The sequence below is a fragment of the Anaeromyxobacter sp. PSR-1 genome (genome assembly GCF_000964525.1).
GTDB lineage: Bacteria > Myxococcota > Myxococcia > Myxococcales > Anaeromyxobacteraceae > Anaeromyxobacter.
This window is the reverse complement of sequence record NZ_BAZG01000023.1, coordinates 19,214-40,174: the sequence shown is the minus strand read 5'-3', so window position 1 is coordinate 40,174 and position 20,961 is coordinate 19,214. Positions and strand designations below refer to the sequence as shown.

The following is a 20,961-nucleotide window of genomic DNA, read 5'->3' as shown; positions in this document are numbered from 1 at the left end:
GGCCTGGCATTGGTGTGTTTCGGAATGATTTGCAAACTCAAGGAATGCGGTTTCCGCATCCTTAGTAGGCTTGCTATTCAGTTTTCAAAGACCGAACGCCACCCCTCGTTCCCGATCCAACCGCACCGGGCCGAGCCTTGAACGTCGCGGAGTCGCGAGGACAACCGTTCCGTCTCAAGGATGGGTGCAGCTTCCTGCTGCCACACCCGTTCGCGCCACAAGATCTTCCGTGACGCGAGGGAGTCGGTATCTACACCGGCTCCGTTTCCCCGTCAACCCCGCGTCATCGACATTTTCTCGTCGATTTCCGCGGGTTGAAGGGGCGCTGCTTCTACCCCTTCATCGGGAACCCGTCAAGAGCAGCGCGTCCTGCCTCGCTGCGCTCAGGTGGGGCGACCTTCTAGCCTTCACCCTCGGGCCCGTCAAGCGCGAAACCAGGAAACTTGCAGCCACTTCCCGGCCCCTCGTCCGACGGGGCGCGTCTTCTACCTTCGCCCCCCGCGGCCGTCAACCGGAATCCGCGGCGCGCCGGTCCGGAGCGACCGCGGGCCCGCTACGACGCCCAGCCGCCGAGCGGCGCGGCGCTGCGGCGGCAGGCCTCGGCCACGCGCGCGGCCTCCGGATCCCACCGGCCGGCGTGGCGCAGCCGCTCGTGCCGCACGATCGCCTGGAGCTGCGCCAGCGCGCCCTCCAGCACGTCGTTCACCACCACGTAGTCGTACGAGCCGAGGCCGCGCGCGACCTCGGCGCGCGCCGCCACCAGCCGGCGGCGGATCGTCTCGTCGCTGTCCGTGTCGCGCCCGCGCAGCCGCCGCTCCAGCTCCGCCTCGTCCGGCGGCAGCACCAGCACGGTGGCCGCCTGCTGCGGCCAGGCGGCCTTGATCTGCGCCCCGCCCTGCACGTCGATGTCGAACAGCGCCAGCTTCCCGGCGGCGAGCGCCTCGTCCACCGTGGCGCGGAGCGTCCCGTAGCGCTGCCCGTGCACCTCGGCCCACTCCGCGAACGCGCCCTGCGCCACCAGCTCGGCGAACCGCTCCGCCGTGACGAAGTGGTAGTCCACGCCCTCCCGCTCGGCGCCGCGCGGCGCGCGGGTGGTGGCCGAGATCGAGAACACCGCGTCGGGCGACGCCTCGCGCAGCCGGTGCGCCAGCGTGGTCTTCCCCGCGCCCGAGGGCGCCGAGAGCACCAACAGCAGGCCCGGGAGGCGCTCGTGCGCGGCCGCGTCACTCGACATTCTGCACCTGCTCGCGCATGCGCTCGATCTCCGCCTTGAGCGCCACCACGATCCCCGCCACCTCGGCGCTCTGCGACTTCGACCCGATGGTGTTCACCTCGCGGTGCATCTCCTGGACGAGGAAGTCGAGCTTGCGGCCGGCGGGCTCCGCCGACGCGAGCAGCGCGCGCACCTGGGCGAGGTGGCTGTGCAGCCGCGTGATCTCCTCGGCCACGTCGGTCCGGTCGGCGAAGAGCGCCACCTCCTGCGCCAGCCGGGCCGGGTCGAGCGCCATCCCCTGCGTCAGCTCGGCGATGCGCTCCTGCAGCCGCGTCCGGTACTGCTCCACGAGGCGCGGCGACAGCTCGGCCACGCGCGCCACCATCTGCTCGACGGCGTCGAGCCGCGCGCCGAGGTCGCGCGCCAGCGCCGCGCCCTCTCGCGCGCGCATCTCCACCAGCGCGTCGAGCGCCGGGGCGAGCGCGGCCCGCGCGGCGGTACCGGCCGCCGCGGCGTCCACGGTGCGCTCCTCCAGCCGGACCACGCCGTCCGCGGACAGCACGTCCGCGAGCGTGATCGCGCCCGGGAGCCCGAGCCGCGCCTGGATCTCGCCGAACGCGCGGGCGTAGGACTCGGCCAGCGCGACGTCCACGCGAGGCGCCAGCCCGCCGCCGGCCGTGGCGCGCCGGACGGCGACCTCCACGCCGCCGCGCGCCAGCCGCTCCTTCACCGCCTTGGCGATCTCGTGCTCGAGCGCGGCGAGCTCGCGGGGGAGGCGGACCTTCACCTCGCAGTACTTGTGGTTGACGGAGCGGACCTCGACGTCCACCTCCTCGCCCGAGGCGGCGCCGTGGCCCGCCCCGAACCCCGTCATGCTGCGGATCATCGGCGACTCCCGGGGGTTGGACGCATCGGCCCCGGACCGTAGTCCCCGGCCCGGGGGGCGTCAAGGCAGCCGCGGGCGGGCCGCCCCCGGCTCACGGGAGCGGGCGCGCCTCGTCGAGGAGCATCACCGGGATGTCGTCCTCGATGCGGAACGCGAGCCGGCAGCGGTTGCAGCGGATCTCGTGATCCGCCTCGCGGAACTCCAGCTCGCCCTTGCACTTCGGGCAGGCCAGGATGTCCTTCAGCTCGGGCGACAGCGCCATGCGTGCTCCTCCGCGCGGAGCTTAGTCCGCGCCGCGGGCCGGCGGCAAGGCGAGCACCTGCGCGAGGAAGCGCTCCACCGCCTCGCCGCGCGCCGCCTCGGTGAACAGCGCCGCCATCCGCTCGCGCGCGGCCGCGCCCAGCGCGCGGGCCCGCGCCGGCGCCCCGAGCAGCTCGAGGAGCGCGGCGGCGAGCGCGGGGACGTCGCCCTCCGGCGCGAGCAGCCCGGTGGTGCCGTCCACGATCGCCTCGGCGGGCGCGCCGAAGCGGTAGGCCACGCCGGGCCGGCCCGCGGCCATGCCCTCCAGGAGCGCGCGGCAGGTCCCGTCGTTGCCCTCCGCCAGCAGCACGTTCACGTCGAACGTCCGGTAGGCCGCGGCCAGCTCCGGGCCGGTGCGGTAGCCCGCGAACACGACCTGGCGCTGCAGCCCGCGGTGCGCCACGCGCACCCGGATCGCCTCCTCGCCCTCCCCCCGGCCGACGATCACCAGGCGCGCCTCTGGCAGCCGGTCGGCGACGTCCCGGAACGCGTCCACCAGGTCCTCGTGGCGGCGGCCGGGCTTGATGCGCGAGACGATCCCGGCCACCGGCGCGCCGGCCTCGATCCCGAGCGCCGCGCGCAGGTCCGGCCCGTCGGGCCGGAACGCCTCCGCGTCCACCGCGCCGCGCGTCGCGAGCACCCGCTCCTCCGGGAGCCCGAAGCGCTCCACCAGCGCCCGCGCGTGCGCCTCGCACACCGCGACGAGGCCGTCGGTGGCCCGGTGCTGCAGGCGCTGGAGCGGATCGGTGCGCAGCGAGCGCGACGAGTGGACGGTGCGGACCACCCGCCGTCCGCCGCGCCGGCGCAGCGCCAGGAGCGCGAGCGCGTGGTCGTGCGAGAAGTTCGCGTGCAGCACGTCGAAGTCGCGCGCCGCCGCGGCCAGGCGGCGCACGTCGCGCAGGTAGGCGATCGGCCCGGACCTGGTGGAGAGCGCCAGGTCCTCGCGCGGCGGGAACCCCCGCGCCCGGAGCGCCTCGCGCAGGTTCCCCTCCCGCACCGCGTCCACCGCCACCTCCACGCGGTGCCCGCGGGCGCGCAGCTCGCGCGCGACCGAGGCCATCGGCTCGGCGGGGCCGGTCCACCACGCGGACGAGAGCAGCTCCAGCACGCGCATGGGGGCCCCGCTCGCGCGCACCGGCGCGCTCATCCCTTCCGCGTGGCGTCGAGCTTCGCGATGAGCTCGGTGGTGGAGTGGTCCTTCGGGTCGCCGGCCACCGCCACCCGGCCGCCGTAGGCGCGCACCTCGGCGGCCTCGGGGATGGTGTCGGGCGTGTAGTCGGTCCCCTTCACCTGCACGTCGGGCCGCAGCGCCCGGATCACCGGGACGACGTCCTTCGAGTCGAACAGCACCACGTGGTCCACGCACTCGAGCGCGGCCACGATCTCGGCCCGCTCGGCCTCCGGGACCACCGGGCGGCCGTCGCCCTTGTTCGCGCGGGTGGACGCGTCCGAGTTCACCGCCACCACCAGCAGGTCGGCCTCGGCCCGGGCGCCCTCCAGGTAGCGGAGGTGGCCGACGTGGAACAGGTCGAACACGCCGTTCGCGAGCGCCACGGAGCGCCCGGCGGCGGTGGCGCGGGCGCGCACCGCGGGCAGGTCCTCGAGCGCGACGCGCTTGCGGGCGAGGCGGCTCACGGCCGGAGCAGCTCCGCCTGGAGCTCCTCGCGCGAGACGGTGGCGGTGCCCGGCTTCTGCACCACCAGCGAGCCGGCCACGTTCGCGAGCCGGGCCGCCGCGACGGGGTCGCCCCCGGCGGCGAGGCCCGCGCTGAAGGTGGCCGCCACGGTGTCCCCGGCGCCCGTCACGTCCACGGCGTCCTGGCTGCCGTGCGCCGGCACGTGGACCGGCGGGGCGCCGCGGCGGAACACCGACATGCCGTTCCGGCCGCGCGTCACCAGCAGCACGTCGCAGTCCACGCGCTTCAGCAGCGCCCGCGCCGCCTTCTCCAGCCCGCCGGGCTGCGCCAGCGAGACGCCGGAGGCGGTCTCCAGCTCGACCTCGTTCGGCTTCACCATGGTGAGGCCGGTGAACGCGCGCAGGTTGTAGCGGGAGTCCACGCACACCGGGACGCCGCCGCGCTTCAGGGCGCGGAGCGCCTCGATGGCGGCCGGACCGAGCGCCCCGGAGCCGTAGTCGCTCGCCAGCACGGTCCCGGCGCGGCGCCCGGCCCGCTCCAGCTCCTTCACGAGCCGGCGCTCGGCGGTGGCCGGGAGCGGCGCGCGCGGCGCCCGGTCCAGGCGGATCATCTGCTGGCGCCGGGTGGAGCGCCCGCCCGCCAGGATGCGGGTCTTGGCCTCGGTCTCGCGGCCGGGCACCCGCTGGATGCCGCTCACGTCCACGCCCAGGCCGGTCAGCTCCTGGAGCAGCGCGCCGCCCACGCCGTCGTCGCCCACCACGCCGACCGCGCGCACCTTCACGCCCAGCGCGGCCAGGTTCGCGGCGGCGTTGCCCGCCCCGCCCGCCTTCAGCTCGGAGGACTCGTAGCGGACGATGAGCACCGGCGCCTCGCGGCTGATCCGCTCGGTCTCGCCGTACACGTACTCGTCGGCCACGAAGTCGCCCACCACCACCACCTCGCGCTCCGGGAAGCGGGGCAGGAGGCTGGCGAGCGAGGGCAGCTCGGGTTCCCTGGGGCGGCGCACGCGCGTTTCCTACCGCGCGCGGGTTTGGCCCGTCAATCGCGCACCTCGCGGCGCGCCCCTCCACGCCGGGTGCCCGCGCGCCCTACACGCGCGCGCCGCCGGGCGGCGGGAGGCTGCGTCACGCGACCGCGCCCGCGCTCCCGGCCCCCTCGCCGTCCGGGCGCGTCTTCCACCGGCGGTGCAGCCAGTACCAGCGATCCGGGTGCGCGCGGACGTGGCGCTCCAGGCGGTCGTTCAGCTCCTGGAGGAAGGCGACCACGTCGCGGTCGCGATCGCCGGTGTCGGGCGGGTCGATCGGCCCCTCGATGACCACCTTGTGCCGGCCGTCGCCGAGCGGCACCGAGACCGTGAACACCACCGCCGCCCCGGTCCGCATGGCCAGCACCGCCGGCGTCGCCGCGGTGGCCGCCGGCACGCCGAAGAACGTGGGGAACACCGCGCGCCGGCGCGGCTGGTTCTGGTCGATCACGTAGCCGAGCACGCGGCCCGCCTTGAGCGAGCGGGTGGCGGCCTGGAGCGTCTGGCCGCGGCGGACCACGAGGTCCTCCACGCCGGCCCGCTCGCGCGCCTTGCGCCAGCCGTCGTTGGCGCCGGACTTGCCCATGGGGCGCGAGATCATGGTGATGGGCACGCCGCGCCGGGTCATGGCGGCGGCGAGCACCTCGAAGTTGCCGAAGTGCCCGGTGCAGGCGATGACGCCCTTCCCTCGCGCGCGGGCCGCCTCGAAGCGGTCCCAGCCCTCCACCTCGAAGATCCGCTCCAGGTCCGCCGGGGCCAGCGCCGGCACCCGCAGGAACTCCGGGATCATCTGCCCCAGGTTCCGGTAGGTGGCGCGCGCGATCGCCCGGCGCTCCGCCTCGGGGCGGTCGGGGAAGGCGAGCCGCAGGTTCTCGAGCACCACGCGGCGACGGATGCCGAGCCCCCAGACCAGCGCGCCGAGCGCGGCGCCGAGCGCCATGATCCAGCGGTACGGGAGGCGGGCGAAGATCCAGCCGAGCAGGCGCATGTTCAGGCCACCGGGGCGCGCGGCGCCGGTCGGGGTTGGGGGGCGGCGAGCGCCGCGTCGAGCGCGGCCTCGAGGACGTCGGCGCCGCGCAGGAGCTCCGCGTCCACCCGGACGACGCGCAGCCGGTCCGCCGCCGCCGCGGCCAGCGCGGGCTCGAGGCGGACCGCGTCCTTCTCGGTGGTGACCACCCAGGCGCAGCCCGCGGCCGCGGCCTCGCGGAGCACCGCCTCCAGCTCGCCCTCGGTGAAGCGGTGGTGGTCGGGGAAGGCGCGGGCGAGCGCCACCTCGGCGCCGAGCGCCTCGAGCGTGCGGAGGAAGCCCGCCGGCCGGGCCAGGCCCGAGAGCGCGGCGACGCGGCGGCCCCGGAGCGCCTCGAGCGCCCCCGCGTCCCGCAGCGCGCCGTCGAGCAGCGCGGTGGGGGCGTGGCGCGACTCCACCGGCGCGCGCCCGGTCGCGTCGCGGGCCAGCGCGCGCAGCGCCTCCAGCCGCTCCGGCGCGGCCCGGTCCGCGTGCGACAGCCACACCAGCCCGGCGCGGCGCAGCGCGCTCGGCGGCTCGCGGTTCGGCCCGCGCGGCAGGAGGTGGCCGTTGCCGAACGGGTTCGAGGCGTCGAGCACCACCACGTCGAGGTCCCGCGCGAGCGCGCGGTGCTGGAAGCCGTCGTCGAGCACCAGCGCGTCGGCGCCGAGCGACTCCACCGCGGTGCGGGCCAGCTCGGCGCGGCGCGGCCCGCACAGCACCGCCACGCCGGGGAGGCGCCGCGCGAGCAGCGCCGGCTCGTCGCCGGCCTCGGCCGCGGGCAGCAGGGCGCCCGCGCCGTCGGACGCGACCCGGGCGTCCGCACGCGCTGCGCCGTAGCCGCGCGAGAGGATCGCCACCCGGCGCCCGCGGGCGGCCAGGCGCGCCGCCACCGCCAGCGCGGCGGGCGTCTTGCCGGCCCCGCCCACCGCCAGGTTGCCGATGGAGACGACCGGCGCCCCGGCCCGGGCGGCCGGCAGGACCCCGCGGTCGTACAGCGCGCCCCGGAGCGCCGCGGCCGCGCGGAACGGCGCCTCGGCGAGCAGCAGCGGCGCGCCCGCCAGCGCCCCCAGGGCGCCGGGCCGCTCGCGCCACCAGATCGCCTCGAGCCCGCTCATCGCCGCAGCATCTCTCGCGCGCTGGCCAGCACCGCCTGCGGGGCCAGGTCCGCCAGGCAGCGGTGGTGACCCTCGGGGCAGTAGTCGCCGCCGTGGTTGGAGCAGGGCGAGCAGGAGAGGCCGAGCGAGAGCGCGCGCCCGGGCGGCGGGGGACCCCAGCGCGCGACCGAGGTCGGCCCGAACAGCGCCAGCACCGGCGTGCCGACCGCCGTCGCGAGGTGCACCGGGCCCGAGTCGCACGCGATGAGGAGCTGCACGCGGGCGATGGCGGCGGCGAGCGCGTCGAGCGGCAGGAAGGACAGGTCGGCCGCGACCTTCGCGCGGGTGGCGGCGCGGAACGCCGCGAACGCGTCGCGGTCGCCGGGGCCGCCGCACAGCACGATGCGCACGCCCTCGGCGTGCAGCGCGTCGGCGACCGCCGCGAACCGCTCGGCCGGCCACCGCTTGGTGGCCCAGCGCGCGCCGGGGGCGAGCGCCACCGCCGGCGCCTCGACGCCCTGCAGCGCGTCGGCGGCGAGCGCGCGCGCCTGCGGCGAGAGCGCGATCTTGAGCGGCCCCGGGCCGCTCACGCCGAGGGACGCCACCGCCTCGCCGTAGAGCTGCGTCTGGTGCGCGCGGACCAGCGGCGGGTCGGAGCCGAACACCGACAGGAGCGCCCGGAGCGCGGTGCGCCGCTTGAACGCGGTGCGCAGCGGGGCCGCGGCGCGGGCCACCACCGCGCTCCGCACCTTGTTCTGCAGGTCGATGACCACGTCGAACCGCCCGCGCAGGCGGGCGGCCAGCGGCAGCGCGGCGTTCGGGCCCTCCCGCGCCAGCCGGTGCACCGCGGCGAGCTCGGGCAGCCCCTCCAGCAGCGGCGCGTAGAGCGCGTCGGTGACCCACTCGATCCGCGCGGACGGGAAGCGCGCGCGGAGCGGCTCCAGCAGGCTGGTCGCGAGCACCACGTCGCCCATCGCGCTGTAGCGGATGACGAGGATGCTGGAGGGATCGCTCACGCGGCGGCCACCTTCCCGCGCGGCAGGATCGAGAGCATGTGGTCCACGTTGCGCGCGCTCGCGCCGCGGATGGCCCCCACCGAGCGGCGCGCCAGCGCGCCCAGCTCCTGCAGCTGATCGGGGCGCGAGAGCAGCTCGTCCGCCACCTTGAGCAGCTTCTCGGGCGTGGCGACCTGGATGCCTCCCCTGCCCTGCAGCACCTGGACCGAGTCCTTGAAGTTCTCCATGTGCGGGCCGAACAGCACCGGCCGCCCCTGCGCGGCCGGCTCGAGCACGTTCTGGCCGCCGCGGGTCACGAAGCTCCCGCCCACGAACACCAGCGTGGCCAGCCCGTAGGCGGCCGCCAGCTCGCCGATGGTGTCGAGCACGGTGACCTGCGCGTGCCCGGCCGCCGCGCCGCCGCTGCGCAGGCGCACCGAGAGCCCCGCCTCGGCGGCGAGCGCCATGATGCGCCCGGAGCGCTCCACGTAGCGCGGCGCGACCACGAGCTGCAGCCGCGGGTGGCGCGCCAGCAGCTTGCGGTACGCCTCCAGGATCAGCTCCTCCTCGCCCTCGTGCGTGGAGCCGGCCATGAGCACCGGCGCGCCCGCGTGCAGCCCCATCTCCGCGCGCAGCGCCTCGGCCTTGCCGCCCTCGGCGGCGTCCAGCACCAGCGCGTCGAACTTGGTGTTGCCCGTCACCCAGACCCGGTCCGGCGCGGCCCCGAGCGCGAGCACGCGCTCGGCCTCCTCGTCGGAGCGCATCAGGAAGCAGTCGATGCGGCGCAGCGGGTTCCCGATCGCGAGGAACAGCGCGCGGTACCGCGAGAGGTTCTCCGGGTTGAAGCGGCCGTTGGTGAGCGCGATGCGCACCCCGGCCTTGTGGGCGGAGCGGATCAGGTTGGGCCAGATCTCGGTGTACTCGAGCACGAGCAGGTCCGGCTCGAGCGCCCGCACCGCCCGGCGGGTCGCGCCCGGGAGGTCGTACGGCGCGTACACCACCACGTCCGCCAGGCCGCCCAGCTTCTTGCGCGCCATGGCGAGGCCGCTGTTCGTCATGGTGCTGACGATCACGCAGCACCCCGGCATCCGCGCCTTCAGCTCCGCCATCATGGGCTGGAGCGAGAGCAGGTCGCCGGCGCTCGCCCCGTGCAGCCAGATGCGCGGGCTGCCGCGGCCCCGGTCCAGCGAGCGCTTGTACAGCCCGAGCCGCTGGGGGATCCCGTGGCGCAGCTTGGGATGCGTGAGCAGGAACGGCAGCCCGATCACGAACAGCAGGTAGGTGGCGATGGCGTAGACGAGGTGCACGGCTGGCCGCTTCTTACTCGATGCGGACCGGGTTCGTGAAGATCCAGCGACGCCCGTCGAGCGCGACCTCGGCGCGGTAGTCGCCCGGCGGGCACCGGCCGCCGCAGCGGAAGGTGCCGCCGGCGCTGCCGTCGCGCGCGGCCTCGAAGCGCCCGGCCGGCGCCCCGTCGTGGAGGAGGGTGTACGTCCGGGACCCCGCCGCGGCGCCGTGGAGCGACAGCGAGAGCGCCCCCTCCGCCGTGGGGGTCAGCCGCACCCCCGCGGCCGGCGCGAGGCCGTCGAGGACGCACGCGGCGCGGCCGTCCAGCAGGGCGGCGCGGACCGCGGCCGCGTCGCGCGCGGCGTCGCCGCCCAGGGTCACCGGCACGTGCATGGAGAACGCGCCGAACGCGGCGGCGTACCCCGGGTAGCCGTGCGCGTCGGCGGAGCAGAGCAGCACGTGCGCCGGCGCGGGACCGGCCCCGGCCGCGGCCCGCGCGCGGCGCAGCTCGCCGTCCAGCCGGCGCAGCTCGTCGGCGGGGTCGTCCAGCAGCGCCAGCACCGCGCGCGGCGGGTCCCAGGGCAGCACCGCCAGCGCCTCGAGCACGCGGCGGAGGTCGCGGTCGGCGAGCGCCCGGTACCACGCCGTGTCGTTGGAGATCACCTCGAGGCCGCGCCACGCCCCGCCGCCCCACCCCGTGAACGCGCGGCGCGGGTGGAGCGGGTGGGCGATCACCGCCTGCCCGCCCAGCGCGCGGATGGCGGCGAGCGCGTCGCCGTCGCGCTCGGCGCGGGTGAGCGCGCGCGACACGCCCAGCGCCACCACGTGCCCCTGGCGCGTGGACGCCTCGGTGGCGGGGACGAGCAGGACGCCGTCCTGGTAGCGGGGCTCGGCCGGCGCCAGGACGTCGTGGTCCGAGACCACCACGAAGCGCAGCCCGGCGGCCCGGGCCGCCCGGGCCACCTCGTCGAGCGTCCCGCGCCCGTCGCTCGCGGTGGTGTGCACGTGCCAGGCGCCGCGCGCCTCGGCCGCGGCCAGCGCCGGGCTGGCCTGCGCCTCCCGCAGCCCGCGGCGCTGCCAGGCCACCGCGCCGAACGCGAGGTAGCCGACCACCGCCGCGGCCAGCGCGAGCGCGAGGAGCCGCCGCATCGGCTAGACCGCGCCGGCGCGGGCCCCCTGCCGCTCCGCGCCCTCCGCGATGCGGTGGAGGCGCGCGTACTCGCCGCCGCGCGCGACCAGGGTGGCGTGGTCCCCGGCCTCCACCACCCTGCCGCCGGCGATCACCACGATGCGGTCGGCGTTGCGGATGGTCGAGAGCCGGTGCGCGATCACCAGCGTGGTGCGGCGGCTCGCGCCCTCGATGGCCATCAGCGAGTCGAGCGCCCGCTGCACCTCGCGCTCGCTCTCGGCGTCGAGCGCGCTCGTGGCCTCGTCGAGGATGAGGATGGGCGCGTCCTTCAGGAACGCGCGCGCGATGGCGATGCGCTGGCGCTGGCCGCCGGACAGCAGCACGCCCTTCTCGCCCACCACCGTGTCGTACCCCTGCGGCAGCGCGCGGATGAACTCGTGCGCCTGGGCCAGCCGGGCCGCCTGCTCCACGTCGGACTGCGACACCTCGGGCCGGCCGTAGGCGATGTTGGCGCGGATGCTGTCGTTGAACAGCACCGTCTCCTGCGTCACCAGCGCGAGCTGCGCGCGCAGGCTCGCGAGCGTCACCTCGCGCAGGTCCACGCCGTCCACGGTGATGCGCCCGGCGGTCGGGTCCCAGAACCGCGGCAGCAGGTTCGCGACGGTGGTCTTGCCGCCGCCGGAGGCGCCCACCAGCGCCACCACCTCGCCCCTGCGGACCTCGAGCGAGAAGCCGGTCAGCACCGGCCGCTCGCCGTAGGAGAAGGAGACGTCCTCGTAGCGGATGGCCTCGCGGAACGGCGCGAGCGCGGCGCGGCCCGCGTCGGGCACGGCGCTGGGCGTGTCGAGGATCTCGAAGATGCGGTCGCCGGCCGCGGCCCCCTGCATCGCGATCTGCCCCATGCGCCCGAGCTGCTTCACCGGCGTGTAGAGGAGCAGCACCGCCGCGACGAACGAGAAGAACTTCGCCGCCTCCAGCTCGCCCGCCAGGATCCGGCCGCCCACCCACCAGATGGCCGCGGCCAGGCCGGCCGCGCCCATGATCTCCATGAGCGGCGAGGAGAACGCGCGGACCAGGAAGCTGCGCCGCAGGATGCGGATGAGCCGCGCGTTCGCGTCGGCGAAGCGGCGGGACTCCCAGGCCTCCATCCCGTACGCCTGCACCACCCGCATCCCGCTGACCGCCTCCTGCACCATCTCGGAGAGCTCGCCGCCGGTCTTCTGCGCGTGGCTGGTCACCCGCTTCAGCCGCTTCGCCAGCCGCACCACCGGGAGCAGCGTGGCGGGCACCGCGCCGAAGGCGATGAGCGACATGCGCCAGTCGAGCACGAAGCAGTTCACCAGCATCACCACCACGGTGAGCCCGTCGCGCACGTAGCTCGGCACGGCGTTCGACACCGCCACGTCCACCGCCAGCACGTCGGCGGAGAAGCGCTGCAGGATGTCGCCCGAGTGGCGCCGCGTGTAGAAGCCCGGCGAGAGCTTCAGCAGGTGATCGAACAGCGCCTTGCGGATGTCGGCGATGACCCGCTGGCCGACCATGCCGATCAGGTAGAACTGGCCGAAGTAGGCGAACCCCTTCACCACCGAGACGAGCACGATGACCACCGGCAGCGCCGCCAGGATGGCGGCGCGGTCGGTGTGGGCGAGCATGCCCTCGAGGTCGACCGAGTCGGGGAGGAACTTGCCCAGCGTGGCCACCGCGCCCGTGTCCCCGGTGAACAGGAACTGGAGCGCGGGGCCGAGCAGGTTGACGTAGACCGCGGTGGTGATGGACAGCACCGCCATGCAGGCGATGGCCGCCAGGAGCCGTCCCTTGTACGGCAGGACGAAGCGGAAGAGGCGAAGGTAGGCGCGCAAGGAGGGGCCATCCTAGTCCAGATCGCCCCCCGGTGCAGCGCTGCGGTCGGGCCCGGCCGGCCGCCCGCTACTTCTCCTCCTCCACCCCCTTCACCTTCCCGTCGGCGCGCCGCCGCTCGATGATCTTCTGCGCGATGTGCGGCGGGACCGGGTCGTAGTGCGAGGGCTCCATGGTGAAGTAGCCCACGCCCTGGGTGAGCGAGCGCAGGTCGGCGTCGTAGCTCATGGCCTCCGCGTGCGGGCAGGTGGCGCGGATGAGCACGCCGCGCGCCAGCGGCTCCATGCCCTGGACCTTGGCGCGCCGGCTGTTCAGGTCGCCCATCACCGCGCCCACGTACTCCTCGGGGACGCGCACCTCGAGCTTCATGATGGGCTCGAGCAGGATGGGCCGGGCCTCGAGCACCGCCTTCTTGAACGCCATCGAGCCGGCGACCTGGAACGCCATGTCGGAGCTGTCCACGTCGTGGTAGCTGCCGAACACCAGCCGGGCCCGGAAGTCCACCACCGGGTAGCCGGCCAGCGGGCCGGAGGAGAGCGCGCCGCGGATGCCCTTCTCCACCGACGGGATGAACTGGCGCGGGATGACGCCGCCCACGATCGCGTCCTCGAACTCGAAGCCCTCGCCGCGGGGCTTGGGCTGCAGCTCGACGTGGGCGTCGCCGTACTGCCCGTGGCCGCCGGTCTGCCGCTTGAACTTGCCCTGCGCCTTGGCGGCCGCCGTGATGGTCTCGAGGTAGGCCGGGCTCGGCGGCGTGAGCGTGATCTCCACGCCGTGCTTGCGCTTGGCGCGCTCCACCGTGACGTCCAGGTGCGCCTGGCCCATGCCCTGGAGCAGCATCTCGCCGGTCTCGGTCGAGCGCGTCAGCTCGAGCGACGGGTCCTCCTCGATGATCTTCTGGAGCGCGGCCGCCGCCTTGTCGTCGCCGGCCTTGGCGTGCACCGCGTAGGACACCGGCCGCACGTGCTGCGCGAACGGCGGCAGCGCGATGGGCACGTCGCGGTCGCAGAGCGTGTCGCCGGTGTGCGCGTCCTTGAGCTTCACCAGCACCACGAAGTCGCCCGGCCCCGCCTCGTTCACCTCGACGGTCTGCGCGCCGTCGGTCCGGTACAGGTGCCCGATGCGCTCCTCGGTGCGGGTCCGCGGGTTCACCACGGTGGCGTCGGCCCGGAGCGTGCCGGAGAACACCCGCAGGTAGTCGATGCGCCCGGCGAAGTGGTCGATGGTGGTCTTGAAGACCTGGGCCGAGAACGGCGCGTCCGGCGCGGCGCTGCGCACCGTCTCCTTGCCGTGGACGTCCTTGCCCTTCACGACCCGCGCCTCGGGCCCCGGCAGGATCCGCACGGCGAGGTCGAGCAGCTCGCGCACGCCCACGCCGGACTTCGCGCCGGCGCACGCCACCGGCAGGAAGCGCTGCGCCGCCGCGCCCGCGGCCAGGCCGCGCAGGATCTCCTCCTCCGCGAGCGGCGCGCCGTCCAGGTACTTCCCGAGCAGCTCGTCGTCGGACTCGGCCGCCGCCTCGACCAGCGCGGTGCGCAGGCGCTCCGCCTCCTCCCGCGCCTCGGCGGGGATCTCCGCCTCGGTCCACTGGCCGAAGCCCTTCCCGTCCCAGGCGTGCAGCTTCATCGTGACGAGGTCGGCGAGCCCCTTGACCCGGTCCGGCCCGAACACCGGCAGCTGCAGCGGGATGGCCTTCACCTTGAGCGAGCTCTCGATGTCCTCGAGCGCCTCGTGGAAGTCGGCCTGCTCGTGGTCGAGCCGGGTGATCACCGCGAACGCGGGGCGCCCGGACTCGGCCAGCACGTCGTAGGTCCGCTCGGAGCGGTTGTGCGCGCCGTCCGCCGCGGAGATGGCCAGGATGGCGCCGTCGGTGACCTGCAGCGCCCACTCCACCTCGGTGAGGAACGCGGCGAAGCCGGGGCAGTCGAGCACGTGGAACGACCGGCCGTTCTCCTCGAAGCTCTCCGGGTGCAGCGAGAGCGTGAAGTTGCGCTTCTTCTCCTCGGGCTCGGCGTCCAGGCGGGCCGTCGAGCCGTCGGGCGCCGCGCGCTTCGCGTCGGCGACGCGCAGCAGCGCCTCGACGAGCGCGGTCTTCCCGGCGCCGTCGGCGCCGAGCATCGAGAAGGTGCGGATCACGCGGGTGTTCGCCATGGCGTCGGTCTCCATCAGCCCGTCGCGCCGGAGCGTGCGGGGCGTGAGGTTCGCTGCCCGGAAGCCGGCGCGTGGAGACGCCGGCGGCGTCGGCCTAGCATGCTACGGGTCCCCCCACCCGCGCCACGGCTTCTTTCGCAGCGCGCGGGCGCGCGCGGCCGACCCGCCCCGCGCGGCCCCGGGCGTCCCGCCCCGCCCGCGGCCGGACGCCGCAGCGCCGGCGCTCAGCGCGCCTCGCCCGCGGTCAGCTCGGGGAAGTCCTCCTGCCAGAACTCCAGCGGGCCGCGGGGCGCGGAGGGCGCGCGCGCCTGCTCGCGGCGCCGCAGCTCCACCCGCCGGATCTTCCCCGACACCGTCTTGGGCAGCTCGGAGAACTCCAGGCGGCGGATGCGCTTGTACGGGGCCAGCCGGCGGCGCAGGAACCGGAAGATCTCCAGCGCCAGCTCGCGGTCCGGGGCGCGCCCCGGCTTCAGGATGATGAACGCCTTGGGCAGCAGCCCGCGCACCTCGTCCGGGCTCGGCACCACCGCCGCCTCCGCCACCGCGTCGTGCTCGATGAGCGCGCTCTCCAGCTCGAACGGGCTGATCCGGTAGTCCGAGCTCTTGAACACGTCGTCGGAGCGGCCGACGTAGGTGATGTAGCCCTCCTCGTCGCGGGTGGCGACGTCGCCGGTGTGGTAGTGCCCGTGGCGGGTGACGAAGTCGTTCAAGTTCACGTCGCCCTCGTAGCCCGCCATGAGCGACGCCGGCCGGGCCTCGAGGTCGATGCAGATCTCGCCCTCCTCCGGCGCGGGGCGCCCCTCCTCGTCGAGGAGCGCGATCTTGTAGCCGGGGAGCGGCCGGCCCATGGAGCCGGGCTTGAGCTTCTGGCCGGGCGAGTTGCCGATCTGGCAGGTGGTCTCGGTCTGCCCGTAGCCGTCGCGGATGGTGATGCCCCAGGCCTGCCGCACCTTCTCGATCACCTCCGGGTTGAGCGGCTCGCCCGCGCTGAGCAGCTCGCGGAGCTTCACCCGGTGCTTCGCCAGGTCCTCCAGGATCAGCATGCGCCACACCGTGGGCGGCGCGCACATGGTGGTGATCTCGTGCCGCGCCAGCACCTCGAGCGTGCGGGCGGCGCTGAAGCGGGCGTAGTTGTAGACGCAGACCGTGGCGCCGGCGTTGAACGGCGCGAAGAAGCTCGACCAGGCGTGCTTCGCCCAGCCCGGGGACGAGACGTTGAGGTGCTTGTCGCCCTCGCGCAGGCCGATCCAGTACATCGTGGAGAGGTGGCCGACCGGGTAGCTCTTGTGCGTGTGCACCACCAGCTTCGGCTTCGCGGTGGTGCCGCTCGTGAAGTAGAGCAGCACCGGGTCGGAGGCCAGCGTCTCGCCGTGGGGCAGGAAGAACGAGCCCTCGTCGTAGGCGTCCTCGTACTGCATCCAGCCCGGCACCGCCTCGCCCACCACGTGCCGCGTGAAGTTGCCGTTCACCACGCGGAACTTCTCGGTCCCGGCGGCGTCGGTGATGACGTGCCCCACCCGCCCCCGCTCGATGCGGTCCTGGAGGTCCTCGGGCGTGAGGAGCGAGGTGGCGGGGATCACGCACGCGCCCAGCTTCATCGAGGCGAGCATCACCTCCCAGATCTGCACGCAGTTCGGCAGCATCATCAGCACGCGGTGCCCGCGCTCCACGCCGTGGCGGCGCAGGTAGGTCGCCACGCGGTTGGAGCGCTCGGCCAGCTCGACGTAGGAGAGCCGGAGCTCGGCGCCGTAGTCCTCGATGATGTGCAGCGCGGTGCGGCCGTTGCCGTCCGCGATCATGTCGAACCAGTCGAGGGCCCAGTTGAACCGGTCGAGCACCGGCCAGCGGAAGTCGCGGTACGCGGTGTCGTAGTCCTCGCGGTGGCTGACCAGGAAGTCGCGGGCGCGGCGGAAGACGTCGGTCGACGACATGCGGGCTCCTCGCTCGTGGGGTGGATCGAGTGTGCCAGCGCCCCGGGCGGTGCGCGCGACGGCGCAGCGGCGTCGCCCCCTCCGGGATCCGTGCCGCACCGCGGCACGCCTCACTCCTTGGGGTTGACCTTCCGGACCCTTGCCGGTGGATCTTGCGGACGGTGCGGGGTGCTTCTTACGGAGCGTGACCATGACCGCTCGCCCGCTCGCCGCATCCCTGGCCGCCGCGCTGCTCCTCGCCTGCGGCTCCGACTCGAAGCCGAAGCCCGCCGATCCCTGCGCCGGGGTGGCCGCCCCGTGCACCGCGTTCCCGGCCGGCACCACCGAGGACCGGATCCAGGGCGGGGTGGCGCTCGCCCCCGACGGCGCCACGTTCGTGTTCGGCCCGGGCACGTTCCGCTTCACGAACGCGCTCGAGGTGACCGCGAACGGCGTCACGATCCGCGGCGCCGGGCGCGACGCCACCGTGCTCGACTTCGCCGCCCAGGTCGGCGCCGAGGGCGTCGGCGCGAGCGGCGACGCCTTCACGCTGAGCGACCTCTCCATCCGCGACACGGCCGGCAACGGCGTGAAGGTGGTGGGCTCGACCGGGGTGACCATCCGCAACGTGGGTGTGTCCTGGACCCGCCCCGACCTCTCGACCCACGGCGGCTACGGGATCTACCCGGTGCAGTCCACCGACGTCCTCATCGAGGGCTGCTTCACGTCGGGGGCCACCGACACCGGCATCTACGTGGGCCAGTCGCAGAACATCGTGGTGCGGAACAACGAGGCCACCGGCAACGTCGCCGGCGTCGAGATCGAGAACAGCTACGACGCCGACGTCCACGGCAACCACCTGCACGGCAACACCGCCGGCGTGCTGGTGTTCGACCTGCCCGGCCTGCCGCAGCAGGGGGGCCACGCGGTGCGGGTGTTCGACAACCGCATCCTCGACAACGACCACGCGAACTTCGCGCCGGCCGGCGGCATCGTGGCCATCGTCCCGGCCGGCTCGGGCGTCGTGGTGATGGCCAACCACGACGTGGAGGTGTTCGGGAACACCATCCAGGGGAACCAGACCGCCGCGGTGGGCGTGATCAGCTACCTGCTCACCGGCCAGGCGCCGCCCGACGGCTACGATCCCTTCCCGCGCCGCGTGCACGTGCACGGCAACACCATCACCGGGAACGGCACCGCGCCGGACGAGGCCACCCCGCTCGGCGCGGCGCTCGCGCAGGTGCGGACCGCGCTCGGCGCCGACCTGCCGGACGTGGTGTGGGACGGCATCCCGGATCCCACCGGCTCCGGGGAGAACCCGCAGGAGATCTGCGTGGCCGCCGGCGCGTCCTGGCTCAGCCTGGGCGCGGCGAGCGATCCGTGGGCGCCGAACCCGGACGACACCGCGTTCCGCTGCACGCTCGACCCGCTCCCGGCGGTCGTCCTGCCGTGAGGCGCCCCGCGGCGCTGGCGCTCGCGGCCGCCGTGGCCGCCTGCGGCGGCGGCTCCTCCGGCGCGCCCGCCGGCCCGTGCAGCCCGCCCGGCGCCGGCTTCGACCCCGACCGCCCGGCGCAGCGGCTCTCCGAGCTCTGCCTGGTGGAGGCCGCGGGCGGCGGGACGGTCGCGCCACGGCCCGGCGTCGTCCCCTACGAGCTGAACACGCCGCTGTTCTCGGACTACGCGCTCAAGACCCGCACGGTGTGGCTGCCGCCCGGCACGCGCGCGGCGTACACGGCGGACGCGCCGCTCGACCTGCCCGTCGGCGCGATCGTCACCAAGACCTTCGCGCTCCCGCCCGACCTCCGGTCGCCGACGGTCGGGCTGCGGCTCCTGGAGACGCGGCTGCTCGTCCGCACCGCGCAGGGCTGGCGCGGCTACCCGTACCTGTGGAACGCGGCCCAGACCGACGCGACGTTCCAGCCCGGCGGCGCGGTGCTGCAGCTCCCGCTGGTCACGCCGTCCGGCGCGGCCGTGACCGCGAGCTACCTCGTCCCGAGCGTCACGCAGTGCGCGCGCTGCCACGCCGACACGCCCGACGGCGGGCTGCACCTGCTCGGCCCCACCGCACGGAACCTGAACCGCACCCACGCGTATCCCTCGGGAACGGAGAACCAGCTCGCGCACTGGACCGCGGCCGGGATCCTGGAGGGCGCGCCGGCGCCCGCGGAGGCGCCGCGCCTCCCGGTCTGGAACGATCCGGCCACCGGGACCGTCGCGGAGCGCGCGCGCGCCTGGCTCGAGGTGAACTGCGCCTTCTGCCACTCGCCCGGCGGGCTGGCGCGGACGACCGGCCTCTACCTCGGGACCGGGGTGACCGACCCGTACCAGCTCGGCGTCTGCAAGCCGCCGGTCGCGGCCGGGCCCGGGTCGGGCGGCCTCGCCTACGACGTCGTGCCGGGCGACCCGGACGCGTCGATCCTCGCGTACCGCGTGGCCGCGACCGACCCGGTCGCCGTCATGCCGCAGCTCGGCCGGAGCGTGGTGAGCGAGGAGGGCCTGGCGCTGGTCCGGCAGTGGATCGCCGAGCTGCCCGCGCAGCCCTGCCCCTGAACGGCGACGGGCCCGGCCCTCGCGCGGAGGGACCGGGCCCGGCGGGCGCGGCGCGGCGGCGGCGCTAGCCGCGCTTCGCGAACTCCTGCATGAACGCGCAGAGCTCGTCGAGCCAGGCGGGCTCGACCGCGTTGTAGGTGGACACGCGGATGCCGCCCACCGAGCGGTGGCCCTTCAGCCCCACCATGCCCTTCGCCTTGGCCTCCTTCACGAAGCGCTCCTCGTCGGCCTCGGTGGGCAGCCGGAACACGACGTTCATGACCGAGCGGCTCTCCCGCTCCACCGGGCAGCGGTAGTAGCCGGCGTTCGCGTCGATGACGCCGTACAGCTTCCCGGCCTTGGCGCGGTTCCGCGCCTCCATGGCCGGGAGGCCCCCGAGCCCCTTCAGCCACGCGAGCACGTTCCGGATCATGTAGATGCCGAACGTGGGCGGCGTGTTGTAGAGCGACTTGTTCTCGGCGAGCGTGCGGAGCTGGAAGATCTTCGGGATGTCCTTGCGACCGGCGGCCACCAGGTCCTTGCGGACGATCACGACCACCACGCCCGAGGGCCCGATGTTCTTCTGCGCGCCCGCGTAGATGAGCCCGAAGCGGGACACGTCCACCGGCTTCCACAGGAAGTCGGACGACATGTCCGCGACCAGCGGGACCTTGCCGGCGTCCGGGAACGGCCGGGCCGGGTCCACGGCGAACTGCACGCCGTGGATGGTCTCGTTGGAGGTGAGGTGCAGGTACGCCGCGTCGGGCGAGACCTGCAGGTCGGCGGCGGTGGCGGCGCGGACGTAGCGCTTCTCCTTGCCGTCGCCCTCGCCGGTGGTGCCGGCCAGGCGCGCCGAGGCGCCCAGCATGGCGGTGGCGGCCTTCGCCTCGGAGAACGCCTTCTCGCCCCAGGCGCCGGTCACCAGGTAGTCGGCGCCGCGGCCCTTCTCGACGAGGTTCATCGGGATCTGCGCGAAGAGCTGCGACGCGCCGCCCTGCACGAACAGCACGTCGTAGCCGTCGGGCACGCCCAGCAGCTCGCGGAGCAGCGCCAGCGCCTCGTCGTGGACCGCCTCGTACTCCTTGCCGCGGTGCGAGTGCTCCATCACCGACATGCCGCTGCCGGCGAAGTCGAGGAACTCGTCGCGGGCGCGCTCCAGCGCGGGCAGTGGGAGGGCGGCGGGGCCGGCATTGAAGTTCTTCACGCGGGGCATGGTCTCCTCGGGGGTGGATGGGGACCGGGGATTTATTGGAGCCGGAAGGTCCGCGGCAACCCTTCCGCGAGCCCGTCCATCATGAACTGGACGGCGATGGCCACCAGCAGCAGGCCCGCGACGCGCTCCAGGATGGCGAGGCCGGTCCGCCCGAGCACCTTCTCGGTCCGGGCCGCACCCGCAAGGATGAGGTAGCTGGCCAGGCAGGTGAGCGCGATGGCGAGCAGGACCGGCAGCGGGTGCCACCAGTCCTCGCTGCGCGCGCGCACCATCAGCACGATGGCGGTGGCGATGGAGCCCGGGCCGGCCAGCAGCGGCATGGCCAGCGGGACGATGGCCACGTCCTCCTTGTCGGCGCTGGCGTCCACTTCACCCTGCGTGATCCGGGTCCGGGACGGCTGCGTGCGCACCATGTCCAGCGCGAGCAGCAGCAGCACCACCCCGCCCGCCACCTTGAACGCGGGCAGGCCGATGCCGAGGAGGCGGAAGATCCACTCGCCGGTGAGCGCGAACGCGGCGAGCACGGCGAACGCGGTCACCGACGCGCGGAGCGCGATCTCGCGGCGCCGGCGCGGATCGTCGTTCCGGGTCAGCGCCAGGAAGAACGGCACCGCCGAGAACGGATCGACCACGAAGAACAGGGCCGAGAAGGAGACGAAGCAGAGGGTCGCGAGCTGCAGGGCCATCGGGCGCGCAGCCTACCTCGCCCGCGGTGGGCGGGAAAGCGC

Annotated in this window: 18 protein-coding genes; 2 read left to right on the top strand and 16 right to left on the bottom strand. The window is 74.9% G+C overall.

Annotated elements, in window-relative coordinates:
* Positions 1 to 553: 553 nt before the first annotated feature.
* The 14 genes from gmk to PSR1_RS06265 all read right to left on the bottom strand — a co-directional run bounded on the left by gmk (position 554) and on the right by PSR1_RS06265 (position 16,512).
* Positions 554 to 1,234 carry a guanylate kinase gene (gene gmk / locus PSR1_RS06325; protein ID WP_059436774.1) on the bottom strand — a complete coding sequence of 227 codons (681 nt, stop codon included), beginning with the start codon at positions 1,232 to 1,234 and terminating at the stop codon, positions 554 to 556.
* Positions 1,224 to 2,099, bottom strand: a complete 876-nt coding sequence (locus PSR1_RS06320) for a YicC/YloC family endoribonuclease (protein WP_059436773.1) — start codon at positions 2,097 to 2,099, stop codon at positions 1,224 to 1,226. Before PSR1_RS06320 ends, gmk begins: the two co-directional genes overlap by 11 nt.
* A 91-nt stretch (positions 2,100 to 2,190) precedes the next feature.
* Positions 2,191 to 2,361, bottom strand: a complete 171-nt coding sequence (locus tag PSR1_RS23440; protein ID WP_011421660.1) for a Trm112 family protein — start codon at positions 2,359 to 2,361, stop codon at positions 2,191 to 2,193.
* 21 nt (positions 2,362 to 2,382) lie between these two features.
* Positions 2,383 to 3,534 carry a glycosyltransferase family 4 protein gene (locus tag PSR1_RS06315; RefSeq protein WP_237757846.1) on the bottom strand — a complete coding sequence of 384 codons (1,152 nt, stop codon included), beginning with the start codon at positions 3,532 to 3,534 and terminating at the stop codon, positions 2,383 to 2,385.
* Positions 3,535 to 3,542: 8 nt separating this feature from the next.
* Entirely contained in the window at positions 3,543 to 4,034 is a 492-nt protein-coding gene (locus PSR1_RS06310; RefSeq protein WP_059436771.1) for an adenylyltransferase/cytidyltransferase family protein, read from the bottom strand.
* Positions 4,031 to 5,041, bottom strand: coding sequence for a bifunctional heptose 7-phosphate kinase/heptose 1-phosphate adenyltransferase (locus tag PSR1_RS06305; RefSeq protein ID WP_059436770.1), 1,011 nt, complete (start codon positions 5,039 to 5,041; stop codon positions 4,031 to 4,033). The genes PSR1_RS06310 and PSR1_RS06305 overlap by 4 nt, the downstream gene beginning before the upstream one ends.
* 118 nt (positions 5,042 to 5,159) lie before the next feature.
* Positions 5,160 to 6,047: a lysophospholipid acyltransferase family protein gene (locus tag PSR1_RS06300; protein ID WP_059436769.1), complete on the bottom strand. Its 888-nt coding sequence runs from the start codon at positions 6,045 to 6,047 to the stop codon at positions 5,160 to 5,162.
* 2 nt (positions 6,048 to 6,049) lie between these two features.
* Entirely contained in the window at positions 6,050 to 7,183 is a 1,134-nt protein-coding gene (gene lpxK / locus PSR1_RS06295; protein ID WP_059436768.1) for a tetraacyldisaccharide 4'-kinase, read from the bottom strand.
* On the bottom strand, positions 7,180 to 8,178 hold the full coding sequence (gene waaF / locus PSR1_RS06290) for a lipopolysaccharide heptosyltransferase II (protein WP_059436767.1): 999 nt from the start codon (positions 8,176 to 8,178) through the stop codon (positions 7,180 to 7,182). The genes lpxK and waaF overlap by 4 nt, the downstream gene beginning before the upstream one ends.
* Entirely contained in the window at positions 8,175 to 9,464 is a 1,290-nt protein-coding gene (locus PSR1_RS06285) for a 3-deoxy-D-manno-octulosonic acid transferase (protein ID WP_059436766.1), read from the bottom strand. The genes waaF and PSR1_RS06285 overlap by 4 nt, the downstream gene beginning before the upstream one ends.
* A 13-nt stretch (positions 9,465 to 9,477) precedes the next feature.
* Positions 9,478 to 10,593, bottom strand: coding sequence for a PHP domain-containing protein (locus tag PSR1_RS06280; protein ID WP_059436765.1), 1,116 nt, complete (start codon positions 10,591 to 10,593; stop codon positions 9,478 to 9,480).
* Between the two features lie 3 nt (positions 10,594 to 10,596).
* Complete coding sequence (locus PSR1_RS06275; RefSeq protein ID WP_059436764.1) at positions 10,597 to 12,432, bottom strand: ABC transporter ATP-binding protein; 1,836 nt, start codon at positions 12,430 to 12,432, stop codon at positions 10,597 to 10,599.
* Positions 12,433 to 12,499: 67 nt separating this feature from the next.
* The gene (locus tag PSR1_RS06270; RefSeq protein WP_059436777.1) at positions 12,500 to 14,581 is read right to left on the bottom strand and encodes a translation factor GTPase family protein; all 2,082 of its coding nucleotides are present in this window, start codon (positions 14,579 to 14,581) and stop codon (positions 12,500 to 12,502) included.
* 224 nt (positions 14,582 to 14,805) lie between these two features.
* Entirely contained in the window at positions 14,806 to 16,512 is a 1,707-nt protein-coding gene (locus tag PSR1_RS06265; RefSeq protein WP_059436763.1) for an AMP-binding protein, read from the bottom strand.
* A gap of 190 nt (positions 16,513 to 16,702) precedes the next feature.
* Here PSR1_RS06265 and PSR1_RS06260 point away from each other — a divergent pair, with 190 nt between their 5' ends.
* Positions 16,703 to 17,944: a parallel beta-helix domain-containing protein gene (locus PSR1_RS06260; protein ID WP_059436776.1), complete on the top strand. Its 1,242-nt coding sequence runs from the start codon at positions 16,703 to 16,705 to the stop codon at positions 17,942 to 17,944.
* Positions 17,941 to 19,041 carry an SO2930 family diheme c-type cytochrome gene (locus tag PSR1_RS06255; RefSeq protein ID WP_059436762.1) on the top strand — a complete coding sequence of 367 codons (1,101 nt, stop codon included), beginning with the start codon at positions 17,941 to 17,943 and terminating at the stop codon, positions 19,039 to 19,041. The genes PSR1_RS06260 and PSR1_RS06255 overlap by 4 nt, the downstream gene beginning before the upstream one ends.
* A 64-nt stretch (positions 19,042 to 19,105) precedes the next feature.
* On the opposite strand, the gene serC is transcribed toward PSR1_RS06255, so the two are convergent.
* The gene (serC, locus tag PSR1_RS06250; RefSeq protein WP_059436761.1) at positions 19,106 to 20,233 is read right to left on the bottom strand and encodes a 3-phosphoserine/phosphohydroxythreonine transaminase; all 1,128 of its coding nucleotides are present in this window, start codon (positions 20,231 to 20,233) and stop codon (positions 19,106 to 19,108) included.
* Positions 20,234 to 20,265: 32 nt separating this feature from the next.
* Complete coding sequence (locus tag PSR1_RS06245) at positions 20,266 to 20,919, bottom strand: MarC family protein (RefSeq protein WP_012633898.1); 654 nt, start codon at positions 20,917 to 20,919, stop codon at positions 20,266 to 20,268.
* Positions 20,920 to 20,961: the final 42 nt, after the last annotated feature.